The organism is Dietzia sp. JS16-p6b (genome assembly GCF_003052165.1).
Classification (GTDB): domain Bacteria; phylum Actinomycetota; class Actinomycetes; order Mycobacteriales; family Mycobacteriaceae; genus Dietzia.
This window is the reverse complement of record NZ_CP024869.1, coordinates 180,105-200,943: the sequence shown is the minus strand read 5'-3', so window position 1 is coordinate 200,943 and position 20,839 is coordinate 180,105. Positions and strand designations below refer to the sequence as shown.

Below are 20,839 nucleotides of genomic sequence, written 5' to 3'. Positions count from 1 at the left end.
TGTGCTCGCGAACACCGCGCCACCGATGGCGCCGGCCACGTCCGGGACGCGGGCGAGTGCGCGGCAGCTCGCGGACGCGATCAGACCTCCCCCGGCCGCACCACTGTCCGGCCCAGCCGGCGCGACACCGCGGCTCCCCATGGAGTGGCGAGCCGGGCCGCGGCGAGGAGCCCCTCGTCCTGCAGCACCCGGTGGACCGGGCCGCGGACCAGCGCTCCACCCGAGAGCACCACCGCGTCGTCCGCCCAGGCCCAGGCGAGGTCGACATCGTGCGTGGCCATGAGGATCGCCGCCCCCGCGGCACGGAGTGACTCCAGCGCCGCGAGCAGGTCCTCACAGGAGAGCGGGTCGAGCCCGGCCGTCGGTTCGTCGAGCAGCAGGACGCGGGGCCGCATCGCCAGCGCACCCGCCAGGGCCACCCTCTTGCGCTGCCCGAAGGACAGGTGGTGGGGGACGCGGTCGGCGAGGTCGGTGATCGCCAGCGCCGCCAGGGCCTCGTCGACCCGATCGGCCACCTCGGCCCGATCCAATCCGAGGTTCACCGGGCCGAAGGACACGTCGGCCCGCACGGTCGTGGCGAAGATCTGGTCGTCGGGTTCCTGGAGCACCATCTGCACCGACTGCCGCAGGCGGGTGCGGTCGGCGCGGCGGTCACGGACCCGCTCCCCGTCCAGCTCCAGCTCCCCGGCATCGAGGCGGTTCAAGCCCACGAGCAGCCGCATCAGCGTCGTCTTGCCGCTGCCGTTACCACCGAGCAGCGCCAACCTCGCCCCGGCGCGGATCGTCAGGTCGGCGCCGTCGAGCACGGTGTGGGTGTGGTCTCCGAGGGCGTCGAGACGCCGGTAGGAGAACCGGGCGCCGCGCAGCGCGAGGACGGTCACGTGAGGACCCCCAGTATCGAGACGGACGCGAGAACCAGACAGATGACGAGCACGCGGGTGGCCGAGATCGGGTCCGTCTCGGCGAGCACCGCGGTCTCGCCGCGCTCGGCGCGCATGGACATGGCGTCGTCGATCGCCCGTGCCCGCCTGACGGACAGGACGAAGACCGAGGCGAACTGCGTCCCGACAGAGGTGATCGCGGCCCGGGCGGTGCGGTGTCCGAGCCTGAGATCGTGGGACTGCCGCAGCGTGCGGGCGGCGTCGATGAGCAGCCCCATGAGACGGTAGGTGGTGTCGACGACGTGAGCCAGCGGGGCGGGCAGTCCGGCCCGCCGGCCAGCGGCCAGGAGGTCGGCGACGGGCGTGGTGCACGCCAGGGTGATGGTGGCGGCCGTCGCGGCGATCGCCCTGGTCACGGTCCGCAAGGCGGTGTCGACCCCGGCCGGATCCACCACGAGGCGCCACTCCGTCAGGTCCAGGAAGAGCGGACCGGTTCCCAGGACCAGGAACGCGACGGGCGCGAGCAACGCCGCGACATAGATCCTGGCGGGGACGCGGGCCAGCACCAGTGCGCAGAAGCAGCAGACGGCCAGGATCGCTACGTGACCCACTGGTGGCGGCACCAGCAGTGCCGCCACCAGCAGACCGCCGAAGAGCAGCAGCTTCTCGACTACCGGGAGGCCCGACCAGCGGTTGTGGGACGCCGCGAGCTCGAGTGGGTTCACCTGGCGCCCGGTCTGTCAGTGTCCGGTCGAACCCGTGGCCGCCGCCGACGGGGTCGCCCCGCCCGGCACGCTCTCCCGACGCTGCCTGCTGCGTGTCCGCAGGACGCCGAGCCCGTAACCCACGATCCCGCCGCCGATCCCGGCCTGGAGGGCGAACACCCCCGATTCGACCTCCCCCGGCAGCTCGGGCAGAAGCGGCTCGAACCACGGCTCGTAGTCAGGAGAGACCTCGCTGATGGTCCCTTCGGCCTGCCCGTCCGCACCCTCGAACTCACCGCCCGCCCCGGCGCCGTAGACCAGGGACAGCACCGTGATCGCGAACGCGACGGCGACCAGTCCCACCAACACCCACACGCTGACGTGCTTCCTCCCGCTCATCGCACCGTCTCCGTGGCCTCGACCCGATCGGTACGATCCCCGGGATCCGCGACGGTTCCCGCGTCGGCGAGTCGCGCCCTCCGGAAGAAACCCACCAGATCGAGTTCACGGGAGGCGATGCGCAGGAGAACGCTGACGATCACCACGACGATGAGGGCCTCGACGACCGCCAACGGGATCTGGGTGATCGCGAAGACGGCGAGGAACTCGGACATCGAATACCACACACCGTGCTCGGCGCTCGGGAACGCCAGCGCGAGCTGCGCGCTGGTCACCAGGTAGGTCACCAGGTCGGCGAGGAACGCGGCCACGAACACCGCACCGAGCAGTGGCACCGCGACGCGTCGGCACAGGACGAACGCGCCGTAGGCGACCCACGGCCCGGCGACCCCCATGGAGAACACGTTCGCGCCGAGCGTGGTGAGGCCCCCGTGCGCGAGCAGCAGCGCCTGGAAGATCAGGACGACGGTCGCGACGAAGGCCATGACCGGGGGCCGGAAGATGATCGTCCCCAGGCCGGTGCCGGTGGGGTGCGAGCTGGACCCCGTCACCGACGGGAGCTTGACGGCCGACATGACGAACGTGAACGCCCCGGCCACGCCGAGCAGGACGCCCGCCTCCGGAGTCCGGCGGACCGTCCTGATGACCTCGCGCGCGCCGTGGATCACGAACGGTGCCGCGACCGCCGTCCATGCCAGGGCGTGCACGGAGGGGAGGAAACCCTCTGCGATATGCATTTGTCTGAGACCTTTCTGCCCGTCACCTCGCGGGCACTCGTGGTGGCAGCCACGGCCGGTCTCCTGGCTCACGGGTTCTCCCGGTCCACCCCAGAAGGGATACACCGGATCGCCGCCGGTCCGCCTTCCCACCCACACGACGCGTGCGAGCAGTGGCACAGAGGACCTGCGACATCAATCCGTTCACAGTGGCGAGGGCCGCCCCGGTCTCACACCGGGTTCCCGAGCACCGCAGCTGAGCAGATCCTAGCCCCCTCCCGGGCGCCGGCTCAGTACCGCACCGACTGGGCGTCCGAGACCAGACACATGCCACCGACGGACTTCAGAAGGGGGCGCAGCGACCGGAGGACCTCGTCGATCCGGTCGGGGTCGACCGCCACGAGCACGAAGGTGTTGTCGAAGGTGGAGAAGGGGTCCCCCCCGCGCTCACCGTGCTGGCCCCGCCCGTAGATCCCCGGGATCACGGTGCGATGGGTCAGGCCCAGCGAATCCAACGCGCCGAGGAACCTCCCGGCGACCCCGGATTCCACCACCAGTTCGATCCGTTTGACGTCTCTCATGGGATCTCCTCGCCTCAGGCGCCCAGGTGCTGGGCGACGGTGTAGTAGAGCGGAATGCCGAGGACGATGTTGAACGGGAACGTCACGGCAAGGGCCATTGTGAAGTACCGGGACGGCCGCGCTTCGGGGATCGCGTAGCGCACCACGGCCGGGACGACGATGTAGGACCCGCTCGCCGCGAGCACGGCGAGCATGGTCAGGTCGCCGACCGGGAGCCCGGCCAGTGCACCCAGGGCCAGCGCCATCGACGCTCCGATCAGGGGCATCACGATGCCGAACCCGATCAGGAACGGGCCCACGTCGCGGACCTCGCGGAGTTGACGGGCGACGAGCAGGCCCATCTCGAGCAGGAAGAAGGCCAGCAGGCCCTTGAACATGTCGTTGACGAACGGGGACATGGACTCGCCGGCGTCGGCCCCCACCATGGTGCCGATCACGAGCGACCCGATCAGCAGCAGGTGCGCGCCGTCGGTGAACGCCTCGTGCAGGATCGCCCGCATCGACAGGGGTGCCCCCGACGCGGGACCGGGGGCTCCGGCCCCCGCGTCGCCCGCCATCTGAGCTGAGCGTTGACGTGACCGGGCCCAGGTGGCTAGAAGCACCGCCATGATGATCGCGGGCGATTCCATCAGCACCAGGGCGACCGTCATGTACCCGCCGGGTTCCTCGCCACGGGCGGTCACGAACTGCGTCGCGGCGATGAACGTCACCGCGCTGACCGACCCGTAGGTGGCGGCGATGGCGGCCGCATCGAACTCGTTCACTCTGCGCCGCAGGACCAGGAAGCCCAGCGCAGGGATCACCAGGGCCAGGAGCAGAGCGATGCCGATCACCGCTGCGGCGCGGCCGGTCAGACCGGTCTCGCGGAGAGCCTGGCCGCCCTTGAACCCGATCGCCATCAGCAGGTAGAGCGACAGGAACTTGGTGACGGGGGCCGGTATCTCCAGATTGGAGCGCACCGCGGCGACGAACAGCCCCAGGAAGAAGAACAGGATCGGCGGGTCCGTGAGGCTGCCGAGAATGCTGAGGTCCACTGCGTGTCTCCTGATCAGTCCGGAGCCCGGTCGCCGCGACGCGGGACGACCGGAACCCCGTGGTGGCGCGCGCTCCGCTGCCCCGACGTGGTAACAGGACGAACAATACACGATTTCTATTGCCTGTTTTATGATGGGCTAAATCTGTGTCGTGTGTCACGCGCACCTCTCCCCCAAGGGCCGAGCCTCTCCCGCACCGCGAAGGGACGCCCCCGTGCCGTGCCCACATGCGTACAGGGATTCGCGTAAGGCAACATGGCACTCGGAAGTCGTCGGTGACGGCCGGATGTAGACGGGGTGACGCAGTGGCGGAGTGGACGTTTCTCACCAACCACGCCCACGTCCTGCTGTGCATCGCGCAGGATTCCGAGACGCGGCTGCGCGACATCGCCGACGCGGTCGGGATCACCGAGCGGGCCACCCAGCGGATCGTGGCCGAGCTGGAGGAGGCCGGGTACCTCCAGCGCATCCGGGACGGGCGCCGTAACCGCTACAGCCTGAACCGGGACCTGCCGCTGCGCCACCCACTCGAACGTGAGCACATGGTCGGCGAGATCCTCAGCGTGCTGGGAGCCCCACGGACGCACGCGGCCCACGGGGACGAATGACGCCGCGTCGCGGCGCCGGTTCGGCGGCTCGGGCAGACTGGCCGGATGTTGCTGACGATCACCGCCCGCCGCTCCGAGGCGCTCCCCACGCCGGGTGATCTGGGTTTCCTGCTGCACAAGCACCCCGACAAGGTGCAATCCTTCGGCGTGTACGCGGGCACGGCGCACGTGTTCTACCCCGAGGTCAGCGCGCAGGCGTGCACCTCCGCGCTGCTTCTGGAGGTCGATCCGGTCGCTCTGGTCCGCGGCCGCTCCGGGCGCGGTGACGCGTTCGCACTGGGGCACTACGTCAACGATCGCCCCTACGTGGCGTCGTCGCTGCTGGCGGTGGCGATGGGAAAGGTGTTCCGGTCAGCGCTCAACGGACAGTGTGTCGGCTACGAGGACCTGGTCGATGCTCCCCTGGATCTGACGATCTCACTGCCGACGGTGCCCGGTGAACCCGACCTGGTGCGCCGGTTGTTCGCGCCACTGGGATGGGACGTCCGGGCCGAGCCGATCGCGTTCGATGCCACCAGGCCCGAGTGGGGCCCGGCGCCGCTGGTGGGTCTGACGTTGACCGGGTCCGTGCGGCTGACGGACGCCCTCAGTCACCTCTACGTCCTGCTCCCCGTCCTCGATGAGGCCAAGCACTACTGGGTGGGCCGGGACGAGGTCGACAAGCTGCTGCGTGCCGGTGACCGCTGGCTGCCGGGGCATCCGGAGCGGGATCTGGTGGCACACCGCTACCTGGCCGGACAGCGAGATCTACGCGAGGACGCGCTGTCCCGTCTCGCCGGACTGGACGACCGCGCCGCAGAGTCCGCACATGACGCCGCGACACCGGACTCCGCCGGGACCCCTCGTCCCCTGGTCAGACTGCGTCACGACGCTGTCCTGGACGTGGTCCGTGATCTGGCGCCGGGCACGATCGCCGACGTGGGCTGCGGTTCAGGCGCCCTGCTGGGCGGCCTGCTCAAGGTCAAGGGAGTGACACGCGTGATCGGCACGGAGGTCTCCGACCTCGCCCTGTCCAAGGCGGCCACGAGGCTGAACGTGGAGTCGATGACGGAGCGCCAGGCAGGCCGTCTGTCCCTCCTGCGGTCCTCGTTGATGTACGAGGACGAGCGCCTGACAGGTCTCGACATGGCGATCCTCATGGAGGTAATCGAGCACGTCGACCTCGACCGCCTGCCGGCGGTCGTGCGCAACGTGTTCGGCGCCATGCGTCCCCGGCACGTAGTGATCACCACGCCCAATGTCGAGTACAACGTGCACTACCCGGCGCTGGCCACCGGGGGATTCCGGCACCCGGATCACCGCTTCGAGTGGACGCGACAGCAGTTCCGGTCCTGGGCCCGTTCTGTCGCCGGCGTCCACGGCTACCAGGTGGATTTTCGCCCCGTGGGCGACGATGACCCACAGACCGGCCCGCCGACGCAGATGGCCGTGTTCAGTCTGTCCGATCCTGTGGAGGGGTCCGCATGAGTGAGCTGCCCATCCCCGAGTTGTCCCTGGTCCTGCTCGTCGGTGCCAGCGGTTCCGGCAAATCGACCTTCGCGGCGACGCACTTCGCCCCGACGGAGGTGATCTCCAGCGACGAGTGTCGGGCGATGGTCAGCGATGACGCCAACTCCCAGGAGGCGACCGCAGACGCGTTCTCCGTCGTGGAGTTCATCGCCGGCAAGCGACTGGCACGCGGGCTGCTGACCGTGATCGACGCGACCAATGTGCAACCGGCGGCCAGAAAGTCCCTGCTGGCGCTGGCCAAGGAGCACGACGTGCTGGCCGCCGCCATCGTCCTGGACCTGCCGACCTCGGTGGCCGTGGAGCGCAACGCGGCCCGCACGGATCGCGACTTCGGTGCCCGGGTGATCAGGCGCCAGCAGGAGCAACTGCACCGGTCGCTGCGTGGACTCAGGAAGGAGGGCTTCCGCTCCATCCACGTGTTGGACTCGGAGCAGGCGGTGGCCGAGGCCTCGATCGTGCGGACCCGGCTGTTCAACGATCGACGCGACGACCACGGGCCGTTCGATGTGATCGGGGATGTCCACGGCTGTCCCCTCGAACTGGAGGAACTGCTCGAGCGGCTCGGCTACACCCTCGAGAGGGACCAGGCCGGTCGCGCGATCGACGCCCGCCACCCGGAGTCGCGACGCGTGGTGTTCGTGGGCGATCTGGTCGACCGCGGACCGGACTCACCGGGCGTCCTCCGGTTGGCGATGGGGATGGTCGACGCCGGCACTGCCCTGTGCGTATCGGGAAACCACGAGGCCAAGCTCGCCAAGGCCCTGGGGCGGGGAACGGTCAGGGCCACCCATGGACTGCAGCAGACGCTCGATCAGCTGGCGACGGAGGAGGCGTCGTTCGTCGCCCGGACGCGGGCGTTCTGTGACGGTCTCGTGGCGCACTACGTCCTGGACGACGGCGACCTGGTCGTGGCACACGCCGGCCTGAAAGAGAAATACCACGGCCGTGCGTCCGGCCGGGTGCGGGCGTTCGCCCTCTTCGGAGACACCAGCGGCGAGACCGACGAGTTCGGCCTGCCCGTCCGGTACCCGTGGGCCGACGACTACCGAGGGTCGGCGACGGTGCTGTACGGGCACACCCCTGTCACCGAGACCGAGTGGGTCAACAACACGATGTGCCTGGATACGGGGTGCGTCTTCGGCGGGTCCCTGACCGCGCTGCGCTACCCCGAACGCGAGACCGTGGCGGTCGCCGCCAGGGACACCTACTACGAGCCGATCCGGCCCCCGACGCCCCCCGAGCGGGATCCGGCGACCCTGAAGTTGACCGACGTGCTGGGGCCCCGGGTGATCGAGACCCGCTACATGGGAAGGGTGTCGCTGCGTGACGAGAACGCGGCCGGGGCCCTGGAGGTGATGAGCCGCTTCGCCGTCGACCCCGGACAGCTCTACTACCTCCCGCCGACCATGTCGCCCGTCGACAGCTCCCCACGCGACGGCCTCCTCGAACACCCCGATCAGGCGTTCGACCACTTCGCCGCGCAGGGCGTCGACCTGGTGATCTGCCAGGAGAAACACATGGGGTCCCGCGCGGTCGTGCGCGTGGCACAGCAGGGCGCCGGGGTGATCCACTCCCGGACGGGCCGCGCGTTCCTCCCGGACGAGCAGCAGTCGGTGGTCCTGCAACGGATCGCCCGCGCGGCCACGGTCGCCGGGGTGTGGGACGACCTGGGCGCCACCTGGCTACTGCTCGACACCGAGATCCTGCCGTGGACTCTCAAGGCCGAACCGATGATCCGGGACCAGTACGCCGCCGTCGGCGCCGCTGCCGGAGCCGCACTGCCCGCCGCGGTCCGCGCGCTCGAGTCAGCCGCCGACCGCGGCAGCAACGTGGGGGACCTGCTGGGGCGGACACTCACCCGGGCGGGCGATGCCGATAAGTTCGTCGAGGCCTACCGGCGCTACATCCGACCGGTCGAGGGCGACCTCGGCCTGCAGATCGCGCCGTTCCAGCTCGTGGCCAGCGACGCCGATACCTACGAGACCCGGGACCATCACTGGCACCTCGCTCTGGCGGACCGGCTCGTCGCCGCCGACCCGGATCTGTTCCGTACCACCCGGCGCCTCGACATCGATCTGGCCGACGACCGTTCGCGTGCTGCGGGGTCGGCGTGGTGGGACGATCTCACCTCAACCGGCGGTGAGGGCATGGTCGTCAAGCCACTGGCCAACCTCACCCGAGGAAAGAAGGGCCTGGTCCAACCCGGACTCAAGGTCCGCGGACGTGAGTACCTGCGCATCATCTACGGCGCCGACTACACCACCCCGGCGACGCTGGTTGGCCTCAAGAATCGATCGCTCGGCCAGAAGCGCTCCATGGCGCTGCGGGAGTACGCGCTCGGCCTCGAAGGGGCACGCCGGGCCGCGGCCGGTGAACCGATCTGGCGTGTTCACCAGTGCGTCTTCGGCGTCCTGGCCATGGAATCCGAACCCGTGGACCCGCGGCTGTGACCAGACGTCTGCTCTCCGATCTCATCGGACCGGAGTAGTCGGGCGCGCAGGCCGCCGACCGACGAGAGTCGACCGTGAAGGGAGCGGCCATGATCGAGATTCTCAACCGCCTCGTCGACGAGATCGAAGGACGCCTCGGTGAGGAGTTCGACGTCGACGCGATCGCCGGCGAGATGGGGACGACCGGGTATCACGCCCGTCGGATGTTCTCGTCCCTGGCGGGGATGCCGGTGTCCGAGTACGTCCGTCGTCGACGCATGACCGTTGCCGCGTCCGACGTGATCGGCGACGAGGACCTGTTGACGATCGCCGTGCGGTACGGGTACGGCTCGACCGAGGCCTTCGGTCGAGCGTTCCGTGCCGTCCACGGCGTGAGCCATGGAGACGTTCGACGTGATGGCGGCCCCCTTCGCAGCCAACCGCAGCTCAGGTTCCGCCTGACCGTCGAAGGGAGTCATCCCATGGATGCCCGAATCCTCACTCACCACGAATTTCGCCTGATCGGCCACGCCGCCCGGGTGCCGTTGAACCATGAAGGCGTCAACGCGCACATCGAGCGCCACATCGCTTCTCTGCCCGCTTCCGAGCACGACCGCCTTAAGCTCCTCAGCGGTACCGAGCCCTCGGGTCTGCTGCAGGTCAGCGCCGACGTCGACCCGGGCTACGCAGAGGGCAGCGAACTGACCTATCTACACGGCGTGGCGGTCGACGTCGACGCCGACGTTCCCGACGACCTCGACGTGATCGACGTGGCCGCGGGGGCGTGGGTGGTCTTCCGCACCTCCGGGCCGCATCCGGCGGCCCTGCAGGAGGCGTACGCAGCGTCCGCGACTGAGTGGTTCCCCTCCAATCCGTGGAGGTTGCGCCCGGGACCGTCGATCGTGTCGGTACTCGATCGCGCTCCGGACTTCAGTTCGGCGACCTGCGAACTCTGGTTCCCGATCGAGCGCGCCTGACCCCGGTGCGGGCGGCCGCAGAGCGCTCACTCTCCCTCCGGCATCCGGCGACCCGTCTGATACTGGCCGAGCTGGCCGGCGATGGTCGCGCGGAGCCACTGCGCGAAACGCTCGTCGGTCCATCCCCGCTCCCGGACGAAATACCTGTGCGTGTCGGGCCCGGTCAGGTGGCCGAGCACGTCGGCGAACTCAGACACCCGGTCCTGGGGAAGTAACCCGCGTCCGACGAACCACCCACTGCCCAGGTGGAGGTCCTCTATCCGCCGTGTCTCGCTCCGACGGACCGCCTCGGCGATCTCGGGATCGGAGTCGCTGGCCAGGATGGCCGCATGCCACAAGTCGAAGATCCGACCGTTGGCGGCGACGATGAAGTCCACGTAGCGACCCAACGCGCGCTCGGTGTCGGGGTCGGCCATGATCGCCTGGAACTCCGGTCGGGCGAGTATCGAGACGGCTCGCTCTTCCCCGGAGAACCCCCGCTCGAGAATCGCCATCATCAACGACGCCTTGGAACCGGCCTGGTACACCGACTGCACCGAGACACCGGCGCGACGGGCGACCTCACGGAGAGTGGTCCGGGAATAACCGTGTCGCACGAACAGCGACTCGGCGGCGTCCAGGATTCGCCCGCGGGTCAGTGCGGCGGTCTGGGCCCGACGGCTCATCTCGTACTTGCGCGAACTCATGGATCGGCCCCTGCCTCGGACTTCATCTCACCAGTCTCGTTCATGGCCTTCCCAAAGATTGGATGTAGCGCTACTCTACTCAAATCTTCTCGCATCCACGCGGCGGAGACTGCATGCGAAGGAGCGACGATGACAGCACAGGGCCTCATCGTTGTGTGCGCTACCCCCATGGGTGGCCACGTCGGGCCCCTCACGGCCGTCGGCGGGCACCTGGTCTCCCAGGGGTGGCGGGTAGTGATGATCACCGGGTCCCGGTTCGCCCACCAGGTCACCGCCGCCGGCCTCGAGCACGTCGCCCTGTCCGGGGTGGCGGACTTCGACGAGAAGGACCCGTCGACCTTCACCCCCCACCTCGACAGGTATCGAGGCCTGAGGCTGTCGCGGTACCAGGTGGAGCAGACGTTCATCCAGCCCATCACCGCACAGGCGGCGACGCTGGCGCAGGTGCTCGCCGAGAACGAGGTCTCTGCTGTCCTCACCGACGGCACCTTCGCAGGGACACTCCCCCTGATCTCCCGCGACCCCGGCTCCAGACCTCCGGTCATCGGACTCGGGGTGATGCCGCTCGCACAGACCAGTTGCGACGTGGCGCCCACCAACAGCGGACTGCCGCATATGGCCGGGCCACTCGGCAGACTGCGCAACCGCCTGGCCCACCGGATGGTCCGCCATGTGCTCTTCCGTGCCACCCAGCGACTCGCGCGCCACCGCATAGAGCAGTCCGGAGGGAGACTGGAGGGGTTCGTTCTGGACTTCTCCGCACAATGCGACAGGTTTCTCCAGTTGGGGCCGGCCGAGTTCGAGTACGCGCGCCGCGATCTGGCGCCCACCACCGCGTTCGCCGGCCCGGTCACCGCCCGGCGGAGCCGGCCGATCCCCCAGCCCACGTGGTGGGCCGAGATGCTCGCCGACCCGCGACCGGTCGTCCACGTCACGCAGGGCACCCTCGACAACCACGACCTCACCCAACTGGTCGAGCCCGCGCTCGAGGCCCTTGCGGATTCGCCGGTCCAGATCGTCGTCACCACCGGCGGCGCCCCCGCCGACGAGCTCGTCCGGATCGCGCCCGAGAACGCCCGGATCGCCGAATACCTCGACTACGAGGAGCTCCTGCCGCGGACCTCGATCATGGTCACCAACGGAGGTTTCGGCGGCGTCATGACCGCACTCCGGCACGGCGTGCCGCTGGTCGTGGCACCCGGAGGCGAGGACAAGCCGGAGGTGGCCGCGAGAGTCGGCCACTTCCGGGTCGGGATCAACCTGAAAGCCCGCCGTCCCGCGCCACGGGCCCTCCGGGACGCCGTCGACGCAGTCCTCTCCGACACCACCTTCGCCGACTCCGCGTCCGCCATGCGCGATGCCATCGCCACCTACGACCCGTTCGCGGTGATCGACACCGAACTCCGGCACCTCATCCAGCAGCACCCGACCGACCCACCCGCCCACGCGATATCCGCCCCGGACTCCGACGCACCAGACACCGCCGCACCAGACACCGAGGAGAACCTGACATGAGCGACACCCGCGCAGTGATCGACCAGCACATCACCGCCTTCAATGACCGCACCCCCGACGCCGAACCGTGGGCCGACGCGGCCGAGATGGTCACCCCCGGCGGAACCTTCACCGGACGCGAGGGCGTCCTGGGATTCCTGGCCGTCTTCCAGCAGGCGTTCTCCGACGGCACCCTGCGCATCCATTCAGCGGTCATCGACGGCGGCGACGCCTCCGTCGAGGGCAGCTTCGAGGGAACTCACGACGGCATCCTCCAGAGCCCCGCGGGACCTGTCGAGGCCACCGGGAGGCCAGTCACCTTCCGGTGGAGCGCCACCTACCGCGTCGAGGGCGACCGGCTCATGTCCGAGCACCTCTACTTCGACCAGTTCGACTTCCTCGGACAACTCGGCCTCCTGCCGGGTTGATTCCCAGCCGCGGCGACGGACCGGCCGTCGACCCGGTGACCGTCTGGCCCGGAGAGGTACCCGAACTGCCCGCCCCGGTACGGCAGGGGTACACCTTCACCGGGTGGTACACCTCTCCGGACTCCGATACCCTCATCGACCCCCGTTCTCCCCTCACCGCCGACATCACGGCCCACGCAGGGTGGCGAGCCGTCGAGACCCCAGCTACTGCCTCCACCCCGGTATGGACCTCTCTCGCCGGAGGCGGTCTCGGTGACTACCTCCCACTGGTCCTCCAGCCGAACTGATCTCCTACCGCCACGACCCTGCACCGGAAGGCCACCGAGATGAACCGCACCCCCCGCCGCACCGGGCGGCGTCTACCCGCCGTCCTCGGCGCAGCCATGGCCCTCGGCCTGGTGACCGCGACGGCCCACGCCGACCCTGCCCGCAGTATCTCGGCCACCGCGGAGCCCACGCCCGGCAGCGACACCGTCACCCTGCGCCTGGTCTCGAACTTCCTCGAGCCCTTTGGCTGCTTCTACTCCATCAACCCCGCAGGCGAGTCTGCACCGTCAAACCTGTGGACGGACAACCCCTCCGCCATCGTGCCAGCCGCGTACAGCGCGCCGTGGAATCTCTCGGAGGTCACCTACACTCACCACCTCACCGACGGCGACTACTCGGTGTACTGGCAGTGCCACGTCAACGGCGGGACGAACCGCGCGCAGTTCGGCAACGTCGCCAGCCCCCTGGCCCCGGCGCCTACCGCGGAACCACTGACCTTCTCGATCGACACCAGCCCCCCACCACCGGCCGACCCGGAGTGCCAGGGCAGCGCCTGCCTCCTCCCCCTGATCGGCGAGCTTCTCGACGCTCTACCCCGAGATCCCGCGGTGCCGGGCGCGGCAGGGTCGGTCGGCTGACCGCGCATCGGCTCACCGGCCCGGGCCGGACCACGCCTGTGCGGTCTGCTCGATCACGGTCCGCCACGGGGTCGGGGAGACGCCGAAGGTGTTGGTGGTCTCCGACCCGTCGGCGACGAAAGGGCCGTCGAACTGGTACAACACACCATTGACCTCGCGCAGCAGTGGGACGACCATCCCCCCGGCGCGGAGGACCGGCCGCGGCACACGGCGCACCCGCGGTGGGGCCGCCCCAGCCGCCTCGGCAAGGTCGTTCAGGACCTCCCGAACGGTTCTGGGCGCGTTCGACGGAACGATCCACGCAGACCCCCAGGCCCGCTCGTCCCGGCCCAGCGCCTCGAGGGTGGCGGCCACGTCCTCGATCGCGGTCCATGTGTGAGGGTGGTCGGGGTCGGCGAACACGGCTGCGGTCTTCCCGGCCAGAGTCGCCCGGCCGTAGCGGGCGATCAGGCCGCTCTCCGCAGGGACGGAGGGGCCGATGTAGTCCGAGGACCGGGCCTCTGCCGTGCGCACCCGCCCCGCTCGGTGCGCGGCCAGGGCGTCCTCCCACATCCGCGCGCGCAGCGCCCCCTTGTGGTCGACGGGATCGAGCGGGGTGTGCCTGGTCATGGGTTCATGCACCACCCCGTAGCCGTAGAGGTTGCTCGCCGTGACGAGCACCGCGCCCGTCTCCTCCGCGGTGCGCAGGAGCGACGCCGCCAGCGGCGGCCAATTCTCTTCCCACACCGGATACGGGCCGGGATTCGCACAGTTGTAGAGCACCGCCGCCCCGGCCGCCTGGGCGCTGAGGGCCGCGCTGTCGGAGGCGTCGACCGCCACCGCGTCGACGCCGGGGGTAGCGGTGCTGCGTCCGGAGCGGGTCGCCAGTCGGACGCGGTGCCCCGTGGCCGCCAGCCGGGCCGCCAGGGCGGAGCCCACCGGCCCGGCACCGACGATGACATGGAGTTCATCAGTGCTGCTCACCGCCACATTGTCCCACGACCGACTCCTCCCGGCGCACGGTCGGGCCACGCCGGCGGGGCCATTACCCCCGTGAGGTGCCCACGAGGCCGTCGATGAGCGCTCCGACAGCCCACCGGCGCCGCTCGTCGGGACTGCCCTGGGTGAAGACGCCGACGGGAAAAGCGGCGAGCGTCGGGTGCCGGCCCGGGTCGGACGTCGCGATCGTCGCCGTGAGGTCGTCGATCTCCTGGCCGGTGCCGGACTCGCGGGCCGCCCACTCCGCGGCGCTGGAACTCGCGTACTGGAGCAGCAGATCCACACCCCAGGCCGCGGACCTCTCGTCGGCGCCCGCCGTGAGGAGCAGCCGGAGCAGCAGCTCGATCAGGTCCAGATAGTGCGGTCCGTCGGGCCACACGAACATCACCGCTCGCGCGAGCTCCCCCCGCTGAGAAAGCAGGTCCACGTAGTCGGCCATCACTCGCTGGAGGCGATCGCGCCACGGTTCGACCCCGTCCCACCGGAGATCCAGATCCGCGAGCAGACGGTCGGCCAGGAGAGCGTGGAGGACGGTGACGTTGCGGACGTAGACATAGAGCGACGCGGGCCCGGTGTCGAGCTCGGCGGCGACCTTGCGGAGTGTGAGCTTGTCGGCGCCGTCCCGCTCCACCACTCGCAGTGCCGCGTCGACGATCCCCTCCCGGGACAACGCGGCCTTCGCCGGCCGGTCTCGCCTGCTCACGGGTACTCGGGGGGTCATGACCCGACGATACCAGTGTCGATCTTGTTCGTGACGAACATGTTCGTTACGATCCTGTTCGTAACTACTCGGACGGGAGACACCATGACCACCACTGCGCCGCCTGCGCCACCACCTCTGACCGCTCGAGCGGTCTGGCTCACCCTGATCGTCGTCCTCCTCGCCGACGCGATGGACCTGATGGACGCGACGATCGCCAACGTCGCCGCGCCGTCGATCGTGCGCGAACTCGGTGTGAGCGAGAGCGTGATCCCGTGGCTCGGGGCCTCCTACGCATTGGCTCTGGGATCGCTACTCGTGGTGGGCGGACGCATCGGGGACAAGTACGGACAACGACGTACGTTCCTCGTCGGGCTCATCGGTTTCATCGTCGGTTCCGCCCTCGCCGGTCTCGCGCCTTCGGCGGCGGTACTCATCACGGCCCGCGTCCTCCAGGGGGTCTTCGGGGCGATGTTGATCCCCCAGGGCATGGCCATCATGGCGGCCACATTTCCCAAGCCGATGCTACGAAAGGCGTTCGCTGTGTTCGCCCCGATGCTGGGCGTCTTCGCCGTCGCGGGTCCCGTGCTCGGTGGGATCCTCATCGACGCGGACGTGTTCGGCCTCGGATGGCGTCCGATCTTCCTCATCAACGTGGTTCTCGGCGGACTGGCCCTGGTCCTCGCCCTGCGGCACCTCCCGACCGTTCCCGCGCGACCCTCGACCCGGATCGATCTGATCGGCAGCGTGCTGCTGGCCTTCGCTCTCTTCGGCCTGCTCTTCGGACTCGTCACCGGGTCCTCCGACGGGTGGAACGGACTCACGATCGGGAGCACGGTCGTCGGAGTCGGGCTCCTGGGAGCGTTCGGGTGGCGGCAGGCCCGTGCGGACGACCCGCTCCTGCCCCGCAGCCTGCTCGGCAACCGTGGGTTCACCTCGGGGCTCATCGTGGGGTTGTGCGTGTTCGCGAGCTTCAGCGGCCTCATGTACGTCCTGAGCCTGTTCTTCCAACTCGGTCTCGGGTACACGCCTACCCGGACCTCGCTCCACCTGATCCCGCTGACGATCGGCATCATCATCGGGTCGGGCATAGCGAACGCCCTCATCCTGACGCTCGGCAGGCGCCTCGTCCTCCTCGGGATGGTCGCCACGATCCTGGGCACCGGCATCCTGCTGCTGAACGTCGTCACCTCGGGCCTCGGCGTGGCCTGGTGGCAGAACATCCTGGCCACCAGCGTCATCGGGATCGCCGCCGGGATCTGCTTCAATTCGGTGTTCAACACCGCCCTCGGCAATCTCCAACCCGAGGAGGCCGGCTCCGCCAGCGGCTCCCTCAGCGCCATACAGCAGATCGCGAACGGGATCGGATCCGCTCTGGTCACCACACTGTTCATCGGTGGCCTCGCACGAGGGACCGAGAGCGCAATGACCACGACGCTGATCGTCATCCTCGCGGTCACCACGCTGTGCCTCCTCGCCGTGCCGCTCCTGCCCCGCCGGGCGATCCACCTCGAGGAATGACGGGAGAGACGTCGGAGTTCCTCCGCTCACGGTCCGGGTATCGTCGGATGGTGCCCTCATCCCCGCAGTCACCGGTGAAACTCACCGCCCGGTCCGCGGTGCTGAGTGTGCTCCTCGGTATGCACCCCGCGGAGGCGACCGCGGCGGCGATCATCGAGGTAGCCGTCCAGCTGGGCTTCAAGGAGTCCGCGATGCGTGTCGCGCTCACCAGGATGGTGGCCGCGGGGGACCTCCACCGGGACAACGGTGTCTACCGCCTCTCGCCCCGCCTGATCGCGCGGCAGCGGCGGCAGGAGGCCGCGCTCTCCCCCTCGTTGAGGCCATGGGACGGGCAGTGGTCCATGCAGGTGGTCACGGTCCCGGCCGACGCGGTGACCCGGGCCGCGACCCGCACCGAACTCACCGAGTCGCGCTACGCGGAGCTGCGCGAGGGCGTCTGGATCCGCCCCGACAACCTCGACGCCCTCTACGCGGGGAGGTCCGAATGCACCGGGCGGTCCGAGGCGCTGTCGTCGCGGACCACGGTCTTCTCGTGCCGGCCGGAAGGCGACGTCGTGGCCCTCACCGAGGACCTCTTCGCCCCGGCGGAGTGGTCCGCCACGGGGAGGGCACTACTCGCCGCCGCAGAACGCGCCGACGACATGTCCGCACGATTCGAGCTCGCGGCCGCCACCGTCCGGCACATCCTCCACGATCCGCTGCTCCCCGCGGAACTGCTCCCCGACGACTGGCCCGGCGAGCGGCTCAGGGAGTCGTATGACCGGTTCCGGGCCGAGTTCGGCGCGTTCGCCACCACGGCGCTCGGCGGCGGCCACTGACCGCCGCCGAACCGGGCTCACACTGGCGGAGGCGCCGGCTTCCCCGCTGTCCTGGCGTCACCGAAGGGCTCGTCCCTGGAACGCACCGCCTCCCGGAAGCCCTCGGTCGCGGCCCTCGCCTGGAAGGCGTACCCCTCCGGGGTGTGGCGCGCGATGCCGTCGAAGACCGTGCTGATCATGCCCGAGGTGGCCACCCCCTGCGCGAGGAGCGCACTGTTCAACGCCAGCTTGGCCATCATCAGCTGGTTGACCGGCATCTGGGCGATCCGTCCGACGAGCTCCTCGGTGCGGTCGTCCAGCTCCTCGGGCGGGGGCGCGTCGATCGCGAGCCCCCAGTCATGCGCCTGCCGCCCCGTGATGAGGTCGCCGGTGAACAGCAGGCGCTTGGCGCGTTGGTCGCCGAGCCGGTGAGCCCACATCCCGGAGGCCGGGATGCCCCAGACCCGCGCCGGCGGGTACCCGATCCGGGTGTCGTCGGCACAGATGATGAGGTCGGCGAACAGTGCGATATCGGTGCCGCCCGCCACCGCGAATCCGTGCAACTTGGCCACCGTGGGCTTGTTCGCGTGCAGGAGGCTCGAGAAACCCCGGTTGAACCGACTCATCATCGCGTAGTCGACCATGGGATCCCACGTGACGCCCGGGTCGTGGTTGCGGGCCTGGACGCCCGGGTCGAGCACGGATCCTCCGGGGCCCCCCGGGGCGCCGTGGGCGCCGGCGGCGTCTCGGGCCATCCCCTCGGCGAAGATCGACAGGTCGTAGCCGCCGCAGAATCCCTTGCCCCGCCCGGACAGGAGGATCACGTGGACCGCCGGGTCGAGGTCGGCGCGCTCGACGGCGGACGCGAGGTCGATCGGGGTGTCGCTCGTGATGGCGTTACCGTGCTCGGGGCGGTCGAAGGTGATCCGTGCGATCGCCCCGGTCACCTCGTAGGTCAGGGTGCGGTAATCGGTGGTCATCTGCCCGTCTCCTCTGTGGCCTGTGCCGGTCCGAAGGATCCGTGACGTCCGGCGCCGTCGGCGAACCGGGCCGCGCCCGCGACCGCCCCGGCCTGCAGCGAGACCACCCCGTGGTCGTACTCGTTCCTGATCGCCGCCTCCTCGTCGAGCCCCTCCTGTTCCAGCAGCGACAGCCGGTCCCGTCGCATGCACTCCTGGGGGAACCGCGAGATCTCGGTGGCCAGCTCGATGGCTGCCGTCAACGCCGTGCCGTCGGGCACGACCCTGTTCACCAACCCGATCTCCAACGCCTCCGCCGCACCGACCGCGCGGCCGGTGAGCACGAGGTCCATCGCGCGGCTCGTGCCGATGAGGCGCGGCAGGCGGACGGTCCCGCCGTCGATGAGGGGCACGCCCCATCGGCGGCAGAAGACCCCCATCACCGCGCTCTCCTCCGCGACCCGGAGATCGGCCCACAATGCGAGCTCGAGACCACCCGCCACCGCGTGGCCCGACAGCGCGGCGATCACCGGTTTACCCAGTCGGAGCCTCGTCGGCCCCATCGGACCGTCCCCGTCCGCGGCGACCCGATTGCCCTCGTCCCGCGCGATCGCCTTGAGGTCCGCGCCGGCGCAGAAGGTGCCGTGTTCTCCGTGCAGCACGGCCACGGAGGCCTCGGGGTCCGCGTCGAAGGCCCGGAACGCCTCGGCGAGAGCCTGCGCGGTCGGCCGGTCGACGGCGTTGCGGACATCGGGCCGGTTCAGACCGATCACGGTGACCGGACCGTGCGCCGAAACCGTCACTCTCACATGCTCGACCACGACGCTCACCCGACCTTCGGGGTGACGCGATCGAGGATCGCGGACGTGTCCACCCCGGTCGGCAGCGTGCCGAGGACGTCACCATGATCGGCCCCCAGCCTGCTGGCGCAGAAGGCGTCGGCGACCGCCGGGTGTCCGTGGCGGACCAGCAGGTGCCCCTGCAGGATCACCGCCATGTCCCCGATCACCCGGCGCGCGACATACTGCGCCTCGTCCGGCTGCCCGGTGGCGATCGTCGTCAACGTTCCGCCCAGGCGATCGACGGCGCCGTCCAGTCGGGCGTCCGCCCCGCGGGTGGAGGAGACGGCCCCGAGGAACGCCTCGACCGTCTCCGGCTGCTTGGCCATGGCCCTCAGCACGTCCAGGGCCGCGACGTTTCCCGACCCCTCCCAGACGGACAACAGGGGCGCCTCGCGATAGAGCCGCGGCATCCGGGAGTCCTCCACGTATCCGTTGCCGCCGAGGCACTCCAGGGCCTCCGCCGCGTGGATCGGCCCGCGTTTGCAGACGTAGTACTTGCTGACGGCCAGCCCGATCCGTCGCAGGGCGTCGGCCTCCCGGTCTCCCGCGTCGGCGAGGTCGGTGAGTCCGGCGAGCCAGAGTGCGACCGTCGTGGACGCCTCGGCCTCCACCGCGAGGTCGGCCAGCACGTTGCGCATCAGCGGCTGGTCGATGAGGGCCGCTCCGAAGGCCCGGCGATGCCTCGCGTGGTGGACGGCGTTCGCGACCCCGACCCGCATCCCGGTGGCGGTACCGAGTGTGCAGTCGAGTCGGGTCATGTTGACCATCTCGATGATCGTCGCGACGCCCCGGCCTTCGTCGCCGACGATCCAGCCCGTCGTCTGGTCGTACTCGACCTCGCTGCTGGCGTTCGACCGGTTGCCGAGCTTGTCCTTGAGACGCTGCAGGAGAAAGGGGTTGCGTGAGCCGTCGGGCAGGACGCGCGGGACGCAGAAGCACGTGAGCCCACCCGGCGCCTGCGCGAGGACCAGGAAGAGGTCGGACATCGGCGCGGAGGTGAACCACTTGTGCCCGGTGATCGAGTACGTCCCGTCGGCGTTCGGCGTCGCGCGCGTGGTGTTGGCGCGGACATCGGACCCGCCCTGCTTCTCCGTCATCGACATCCCGGCCGTCAGACCCCGCTTGGTGGTGGGCGGCGCCAGAACCGGGTCGTACTCCGGACCCGTCAGCAGCGCTTCGAACGTCGCCGCGAGGTCGGGAGCGCGGCGCAGCGCCGGAACCACCGCGTAGGTCATCGAGATCGGGCACCCGTGCCCGGCGTCCGTCTGGCCCCACACACTCGACTTGGCCGCGCGCACGAGGTGGGGGCTGGGCCGGGGGTCCGCCCACGGGGCGCCGTGCAGACCGAAGCCGACGGCACGACGCATCAGCTCGTGGTAGGCCGGATCGTAGTCGACCTCGTCGATCCGGTTCCCGTACCGGTCGTGGGTCCGGAGGATCGGGGGGTTCGCCTCCGCGCGGTCGCCCCACTCGAGGGCGTCGGCGGACCCGGCGAGCCGACCGATCTCACGCAGCTCGTCCCTCGCGTGGTCCGCCCCGGCGCGGGCCAGGGCCTCCAGGATCACCGGTTGTTCCGACGCGTCGTACCCCACGAGGGGCGGGACCTGATTCGTGACCGTGTGTGTCGCCATCGATGCAGTATTACAGAAGTGCTACGAGTACGTCGATAGTGTAATTCGAGGGGCCGGCCC

The 20,839-nt window shown here is 69.9% G+C and carries 22 protein-coding genes and 1 riboswitch; of the genes, 10 read left to right on the top strand and 12 right to left on the bottom strand.

Annotated features, from left to right (window positions below):
- Positions 1-80 precede the first annotated feature (80 nt).
- The 6 genes from CT688_RS00930 to CT688_RS00905 form a co-directional block, all read right to left on the bottom strand.
- Entirely contained in the window at positions 81-881 is an 801-nt protein-coding gene (locus CT688_RS00930) for an energy-coupling factor ABC transporter ATP-binding protein (protein WP_194861515.1), read from the bottom strand.
- Positions 878-1,606, bottom strand: coding sequence for an energy-coupling factor transporter transmembrane protein EcfT (locus tag CT688_RS00925; RefSeq protein ID WP_107755379.1), 729 nt, complete (start codon positions 1,604-1,606; stop codon positions 878-880). Before CT688_RS00925 ends, CT688_RS00930 begins: the two co-directional genes overlap by 4 nt.
- Positions 1,607-1,621: 15 nt before the next feature.
- Positions 1,622-1,984 carry an energy-coupling factor ABC transporter substrate-binding protein gene (locus tag CT688_RS00920; protein ID WP_107755378.1) on the bottom strand — a complete coding sequence of 121 codons (363 nt, stop codon included), beginning with the start codon at positions 1,982-1,984 and terminating at the stop codon, positions 1,622-1,624.
- Positions 1,981-2,721 carry an energy-coupling factor ABC transporter permease gene (locus CT688_RS00915; protein ID WP_107755377.1) on the bottom strand — a complete coding sequence of 247 codons (741 nt, stop codon included), beginning with the start codon at positions 2,719-2,721 and terminating at the stop codon, positions 1,981-1,983. Before CT688_RS00915 ends, CT688_RS00920 begins: the two co-directional genes overlap by 4 nt.
- Before the next feature lie 35 nt (positions 2,722-2,756).
- A riboswitch (cobalamin riboswitch) is annotated at positions 2,757-2,970 on the bottom strand.
- A gap of 20 nt (positions 2,971-2,990) precedes the next feature.
- The gene (locus CT688_RS00910) at positions 2,991-3,281 is read right to left on the bottom strand and encodes a transcriptional regulator (protein WP_107755376.1); all 291 of its coding nucleotides are present in this window, start codon (positions 3,279-3,281) and stop codon (positions 2,991-2,993) included.
- 14 nt (positions 3,282-3,295) lie between these two features.
- A complete protein-coding gene (locus CT688_RS00905; protein ID WP_107755375.1) occupies positions 3,296-4,315 on the bottom strand; it encodes a sodium-dependent bicarbonate transport family permease in 1,020 nt (339 codons plus the stop codon).
- Between the two features lie 305 nt (positions 4,316-4,620).
- On the opposite strand from CT688_RS00905, the gene CT688_RS00900 reads away from it, so the two are divergent.
- The 4 genes from CT688_RS00900 to CT688_RS00885 all read left to right on the top strand — a co-directional run bounded on the left by CT688_RS00900 (position 4,621) and on the right by CT688_RS00885 (position 9,838).
- Positions 4,621-4,923, top strand: coding sequence for a winged helix-turn-helix domain-containing protein (locus tag CT688_RS00900; protein WP_107755374.1), 303 nt, complete (start codon positions 4,621-4,623; stop codon positions 4,921-4,923).
- Between the two features lie 45 nt (positions 4,924-4,968).
- Positions 4,969-6,390 carry a 3' terminal RNA ribose 2'-O-methyltransferase Hen1 gene (locus tag CT688_RS00895; RefSeq protein WP_107755373.1) on the top strand — a complete coding sequence of 474 codons (1,422 nt, stop codon included), beginning with the start codon at positions 4,969-4,971 and terminating at the stop codon, positions 6,388-6,390.
- A complete protein-coding gene (locus CT688_RS00890) occupies positions 6,387-8,882 on the top strand; it encodes a polynucleotide kinase-phosphatase (protein WP_107755372.1) in 2,496 nt (831 codons plus the stop codon). The genes CT688_RS00895 and CT688_RS00890 overlap by 4 nt, the downstream gene beginning before the upstream one ends.
- A gap of 89 nt (positions 8,883-8,971) precedes the next feature.
- Complete coding sequence (locus CT688_RS00885; RefSeq protein ID WP_107757915.1) at positions 8,972-9,838, top strand: AraC family transcriptional regulator; 867 nt, start codon at positions 8,972-8,974, stop codon at positions 9,836-9,838.
- A 26-nt stretch (positions 9,839-9,864) separates the two neighbouring features.
- On the opposite strand, the gene CT688_RS00880 is transcribed toward CT688_RS00885, so the two are convergent.
- Positions 9,865-10,524, bottom strand: a complete 660-nt coding sequence (locus CT688_RS00880; protein WP_107755371.1) for a TetR/AcrR family transcriptional regulator — start codon at positions 10,522-10,524, stop codon at positions 9,865-9,867.
- A gap of 129 nt (positions 10,525-10,653) precedes the next feature.
- Between CT688_RS00880 and CT688_RS00875 the strand changes: the two genes are divergently transcribed.
- From CT688_RS00875 to CT688_RS00860, 4 genes are read left to right on the top strand one after another with little or no spacing between them, the layout of a single operon-like run.
- Entirely contained in the window at positions 10,654-12,039 is a 1,386-nt protein-coding gene (locus CT688_RS00875; protein WP_107755370.1) for a nucleotide disphospho-sugar-binding domain-containing protein, read from the top strand.
- Positions 12,036-12,446 carry an ester cyclase gene (locus CT688_RS00870; RefSeq protein ID WP_107755369.1) on the top strand — a complete coding sequence of 137 codons (411 nt, stop codon included), beginning with the start codon at positions 12,036-12,038 and terminating at the stop codon, positions 12,444-12,446. Before CT688_RS00875 ends, CT688_RS00870 begins: the two co-directional genes overlap by 4 nt.
- Before the next feature lie 35 nt (positions 12,447-12,481).
- Positions 12,482-12,733, top strand: coding sequence for an InlB B-repeat-containing protein (locus CT688_RS17205; protein ID WP_159077967.1), 252 nt, complete (start codon positions 12,482-12,484; stop codon positions 12,731-12,733).
- A 39-nt stretch (positions 12,734-12,772) separates the two neighbouring features.
- Positions 12,773-13,351 (top strand): hypothetical protein, encoded by a 579-nt coding sequence (locus CT688_RS00860; protein ID WP_107755367.1) that lies wholly within the window; start codon positions 12,773-12,775, stop codon positions 13,349-13,351.
- Positions 13,352-13,363: 12 nt separating this feature from the next.
- Here CT688_RS00860 and CT688_RS00855 read toward each other — a convergent pair whose 3' ends face one another.
- Positions 13,364-14,314, bottom strand: coding sequence for an NAD-dependent epimerase/dehydratase family protein (locus tag CT688_RS00855; protein WP_107757914.1), 951 nt, complete (start codon positions 14,312-14,314; stop codon positions 13,364-13,366).
- A 61-nt stretch (positions 14,315-14,375) separates the two neighbouring features.
- Positions 14,376-15,050, bottom strand: coding sequence for a TetR/AcrR family transcriptional regulator (locus CT688_RS00850; RefSeq protein WP_107755366.1), 675 nt, complete (start codon positions 15,048-15,050; stop codon positions 14,376-14,378).
- An 84-nt stretch (positions 15,051-15,134) separates the two neighbouring features.
- Between CT688_RS00850 and CT688_RS00845 the strand changes: the two genes are divergently transcribed.
- On the top strand, positions 15,135-16,550 hold the full coding sequence (locus CT688_RS00845; protein ID WP_197431454.1) for an MFS transporter: 1,416 nt from the start codon (positions 15,135-15,137) through the stop codon (positions 16,548-16,550).
- A gap of 50 nt (positions 16,551-16,600) precedes the next feature.
- Complete coding sequence (locus CT688_RS00840) at positions 16,601-17,368, top strand: PaaX family transcriptional regulator C-terminal domain-containing protein (RefSeq protein ID WP_231750437.1); 768 nt, start codon at positions 16,601-16,603, stop codon at positions 17,366-17,368.
- 17 nt (positions 17,369-17,385) lie between these two features.
- On the opposite strand, the gene CT688_RS00835 is transcribed toward CT688_RS00840, so the two are convergent.
- Genes CT688_RS00835 through CT688_RS00825 form a run of 3 tightly spaced genes read right to left on the bottom strand, consistent with a single transcriptional unit; the run spans position 17,386 to position 20,779 of the window.
- The gene (locus tag CT688_RS00835; protein WP_107755365.1) at positions 17,386-18,327 is read right to left on the bottom strand and encodes a crotonase/enoyl-CoA hydratase family protein; all 942 of its coding nucleotides are present in this window, start codon (positions 18,325-18,327) and stop codon (positions 17,386-17,388) included.
- Entirely contained in the window at positions 18,324-19,109 is a 786-nt protein-coding gene (locus CT688_RS00830; protein ID WP_231750436.1) for a crotonase/enoyl-CoA hydratase family protein, read from the bottom strand. The genes CT688_RS00835 and CT688_RS00830 overlap by 4 nt, the downstream gene beginning before the upstream one ends.
- Before the next feature lie 23 nt (positions 19,110-19,132).
- Complete coding sequence (locus tag CT688_RS00825; RefSeq protein ID WP_107755364.1) at positions 19,133-20,779, bottom strand: acyl-CoA dehydrogenase family protein; 1,647 nt, start codon at positions 20,777-20,779, stop codon at positions 19,133-19,135.
- Positions 20,780-20,839 lie beyond the last annotated feature (60 nt).